This is a genomic window from Arthrobacter sp. HMWF013 (assembly GCF_003061105.1).
GTDB lineage: Bacteria > Actinomycetota > Actinomycetes > Actinomycetales > Micrococcaceae > Arthrobacter.
Map to the genome: position 1 here is coordinate 1 of NZ_QAIQ01000547.1, position 3,637 is coordinate 3,637.

At 67.0% G+C, this 3,637-nt stretch carries 5 protein-coding genes; 4 read left to right on the top strand and 1 reads right to left on the bottom strand.

The annotated features are described in order from the left end of the window. The 3 genes from DBR22_RS18745 to DBR22_RS18755 all read left to right on the top strand — a co-directional run. On the top strand, positions 1-720 hold a 720-nt coding region (locus DBR22_RS18745; RefSeq protein ID WP_258229300.1), incomplete at its 5' end, for an MATE family efflux transporter. Between the two features lie 25 nt (positions 721-745). After that, positions 746-1,336: a hypothetical protein gene (locus tag DBR22_RS18750; protein WP_108600243.1), complete on the top strand. Its 591-nt coding sequence runs from the start codon at positions 746-748 to the stop codon at positions 1,334-1,336. A 121-nt stretch (positions 1,337-1,457) separates the two neighbouring features. Beyond that, on the top strand, positions 1,458-1,829 hold the full coding sequence (locus tag DBR22_RS18755; RefSeq protein WP_108600244.1) for a hypothetical protein: 372 nt from the start codon (positions 1,458-1,460) through the stop codon (positions 1,827-1,829). A gap of 15 nt (positions 1,830-1,844) precedes the next feature. Here DBR22_RS18755 and DBR22_RS18760 read toward each other — a convergent pair whose 3' ends face one another. Beyond that, positions 1,845-2,390: a CGNR zinc finger domain-containing protein gene (locus tag DBR22_RS18760; RefSeq protein ID WP_108600245.1), complete on the bottom strand. Its 546-nt coding sequence runs from the start codon at positions 2,388-2,390 to the stop codon at positions 1,845-1,847. 71 nt (positions 2,391-2,461) lie between these two features. Here DBR22_RS18760 and DBR22_RS18765 point away from each other — a divergent pair, with 71 nt between their 5' ends. Next, positions 2,462-3,466, top strand: coding sequence for an EamA family transporter (locus DBR22_RS18765; RefSeq protein ID WP_108600246.1), 1,005 nt, complete (start codon positions 2,462-2,464; stop codon positions 3,464-3,466). The last annotated feature ends 171 nt before the right edge of the window (positions 3,467-3,637 follow it).

Sequence of the window (3,637 nt, forward strand, 5' to 3'; positions counted from 1 at the left end):
GTCTACCTGATGATGGTCCAGCGGAACGCCGCCCGCCATGGCATCAGCCTGTGGCCGGACTGGCGCGGAGTCCGGGCCATGACCCGCGTGGGCTCGTGGCTGATGCTCCGCACGCTGAGCCTGCGCATCGCCATCCTGGCCACAGTGTTTGTGGTGACGGGACAGGGCGCCGTAAACCTCGCCGCACACCAGCTCGCCATGACCATTTTCTCCTTCCTCGCTTTTGCCCTGGACGCCCTGGCCATCGCCGCGCAGGCGCTGATCGGCAAGGAACTGGGGGCTTCCCATCCCCAGCGTGCCCGGCTCCTGACCCGGACCATGATCCGCTGGGGCGCCGGCTTCGGAGTGGTCACCGGTGTCCTGCTGGCCGTGGCCGCGCCGTGGGTTGGCGCGCTGTTCACAGCCGACGCAGGAGTCCAGTCCGCCCTGACCTATGCCCTGTGGATCCTGGCCGCCGGCCAGCCCATCGCCGGCTACGTCTTTGTGCTCGACGGCGTGCTGATCGGCGCCGGGGATGCCAGGTACCTGGCGGTGGCGGGGGTGGCCAACCTGGCGGTCTATGCGCCCCTGCTTGCAGCTGTGGCCCTCACCGGCATCTCCTCCGCCGCAGGACTCGCCTGGCTTTGGGCCGCGTTTGCCCTCGGTTACATGAGTGCCCGGGCAGTGACCCTGGGGATGCGGGCCCGGTCTGACCGCTGGATGGTGCTGGGTTCGCCCTAGGGTGCACGGCCACTAAACTGGACCGGTGAACCCACCTCTGACACCCGCCGGCACCGCTGCAGAAACCGCCAGGCAGGCTGACCTGTGGAAGCCGGTACTGCTGCGGGCCCTTGCCGCCCTGGCCTTCGGAGTCCTGACCATCTTCTGGCCCGGACCGTCCGTTGAGGTCATGGGCTTCGCCGGCGGCCTGTACCTGCTGGCCACGGGTGCATTGCTCCTCTGGGGACTCCCGAAGACAGGCTTCGCACGCGACGGGGCGCCCGGCAAAATCCTTTCCGCCGGCGGGGCTGCGCTGACGGGTGCCGGTGCCGCCGCAGTGCTGCTTCACGGCGATGGCGTCTTCGGGACCGTCGCGGCACTGGGCCTCGGAATCGCGGGGGCCACGGAACTGTACTGCGGGCTCCGGCACCGCGGGCGGCACGTGCTGGCCCGGGACTGGGTGGCATCAGGAATCATCGGTCTGGGCACCGCAGCTGCACTGCCCTTTTTCATCAGCCTGGGAGCCCACGCCCTGCTCGGTGTCGCCGGTGGCGGGGCCATCATCTCCGGCGTTCTGTGGATACTGTCCGGGCTGAGCCTGAGGCACGATTCCCGGCCTGCCCTCCCGAAGCCGTAAACTAGAAGCGAACGGGTTCTACCCGGCGTAGAAATGCCGCAGTGCCCCACCGGTTATCCGCGGGCCACCGCATACATCAGACCAGCAGCCCTCCGGCGTGGCTGGAGGAGAGGAACTTACCTTGGCAGACCAAAAACCAGGAAAACCGCGCAAGCTGCGGACCTCGGTGAAGGGGCCGCTGATGTTCTCTGCGTTCTGGGCCGCCCTCGCTTTTGTGGCCGTTCTGGTCTTCGCTTCCGGTGGCAGCGCCCGGACGCCGCGTTTCGATCTCGCTTTTACCGGCGCCGGAATCGCCTTCATCGTCACCCTGGTGATCGCCGCCATGCTCTCCATGAGCTACAAGGAAAACGCCGAACACCTGGGCAAGGGCTCCGGTGTCAACCTGAGTTCAGCCAAGAATGCTTCGCACGGCTTCGGTGCCCGCGGACAGGACCGGCCAGGCGGAACGCCCGAGGCGCCTGACGCGGACAGCCAGGGAACCGGCAACCCTTAAGTCCCGCAGGCCGGCTCAGCCGGCTGTGACCCTTCGCGCGCGATAGGCAGCAACATGCGCGCGGTTGGCGCAGTTCCCGGTATCGCAATACCGCTTGGAACGGTTTCGGCTGAGGTCCAGTACCACGGCGTCGCAGTCAGCAGCCGCACATACCAGCATGCGGTCCATCTCCTTGCTGCGGATGACGTCCGCAAGGGCCATGGCAGCCTCTGTCCCCATCCGCTCGGCCAGTGGTGCCTCCCTGGTGGTGGCGTGCAGATGCCAGTCCCACCCGTCGTGCTTTATCAGCTGGGGAAGGGCGTTGGCCTCCCGCAACAGGCTGTTGACCGCAGCTACTGCCATGTCCTCGTCGGCGTTCCACAGTTCCGTCAGGCGGCTCCGGAGTTCCCGGACACTGCCTACCTCGGCCTCTTCTCCCGTACGGGACCCGCTGAACCCCTCCGTCTCAAGGAACCCGTCCAGGTCGGCCACGGTGACCAACATTTCCCTTCCGTTTGCTGCGGTGTTGATCAGGTTGACCACGGTGCGCAGGGCGATCTCAGTGTCAGGGGCAAAGACCATCTTGACTCCTTACTAGGGGCGGGCGTAATGTCAGGACCATTACCCCACTTTACTCCTGACAGGAGGTCACGGTGCCTGCCGCCCGCAATCCCGTAGCCGTGCGTTCGATCCTTGGCTCCGGCCTGGGCATTGCGCTGTTCTCTTCGGCCGTGTTCGGACTTTCCGGATCCTTCGCCAAAGCCCTCCTGGAGACAGGCTGGTCACCGGGCGCTGCCGTCACCGCGCGCCTGACCGGGGCCGCGCTGATCCTGGCGGTCCCTGCCGTCCTGGCATTGCGGGGCCGCTGGCACCAGTTGCGGGACAACTGGGTCACCATTGGCCTGTTCGGGCTGATCGGGGTGGCCGCGTGCCAGCTGTTCTACTTCAACGCCGTGGCCCGGCTCTCCGTGGGTGTGGCCCTGTTGCTCGAATACCTGGCCCCCGTCCTCATCGTGTTGTGGCTCTGGGCTGCGAGCAGGAAAAGGCCACGGGCCGCCACGTTCGCCGGAACACTCCTGTCCCTGGCCGGCCTGGTCCTGGTGCTGGACTTCACCGGAGCCGTCAAGATCGACCTCATCGGGGTCCTCTGGGGCATGGCCGCGGCGGTCTGCCTCGCCATCTACTTCTTCATCACGGCGAAGGAGAACGAGTCGCTGCCACCCATCGTGCTCGCATCCGTCGGGCTGATGGTGGGTGCAGCCGTGATGTGGCTGACCGCAGCCACGGGCCTGCTTCCCATGGCGTTCAGCACCGCGGATACGAGGCTTGGACCCTGGATCACGCCGTGGTGGGTTTCGCTGGCCGGCCTGATCATCCTCGCCACGGTCCTGGCCTACGTCTCCGGCATCATGGCGGCCCGCGCCCTGGGATCCAAGGTGGCTTCCTTCGTGTCGCTGACAGAGGTGCTGTTCGCCGTCATCTGGGCGTGGCTGCTGCTGGGTGAACTCCCCGGTGCCATCCAGCTGCTGGGCGGTGTGCTCATTGTGGGCGGCGTCATCCTGGTCCGGCTCGATGAGCTGCGCGGGGACGGCGGAACGTCCACTGCCAGGAAGGCTGGCGCGCTGGACCACGCGAACGACGTCGAACCCGTCCCGTAGGGCCGGTACGCCCGGTGGGCGGACAATCGCCCCCGACGCCAAGGGGCCTGTTAACGCGGGAGCGCTTGTTAACGCCGGAGGGCCCGGACACTGTGCTGTGTCCGGGCCCTCGCGGTGAATGCTTGGGTGCTGCTGGCTAGCGTGAAGCCTGGTCCTGCTCGTTGGCGTTCT

What these genes read in the sequence shown, in the direction of transcription:
- DBR22_RS18760 (WP_108600245.1), bottom strand. Translation starts at nt 2,390, where the DNA reads ATGGTCTTTGCCCCTGACACTGAGATCGCCCTGCGCACCGTGGTCAAC.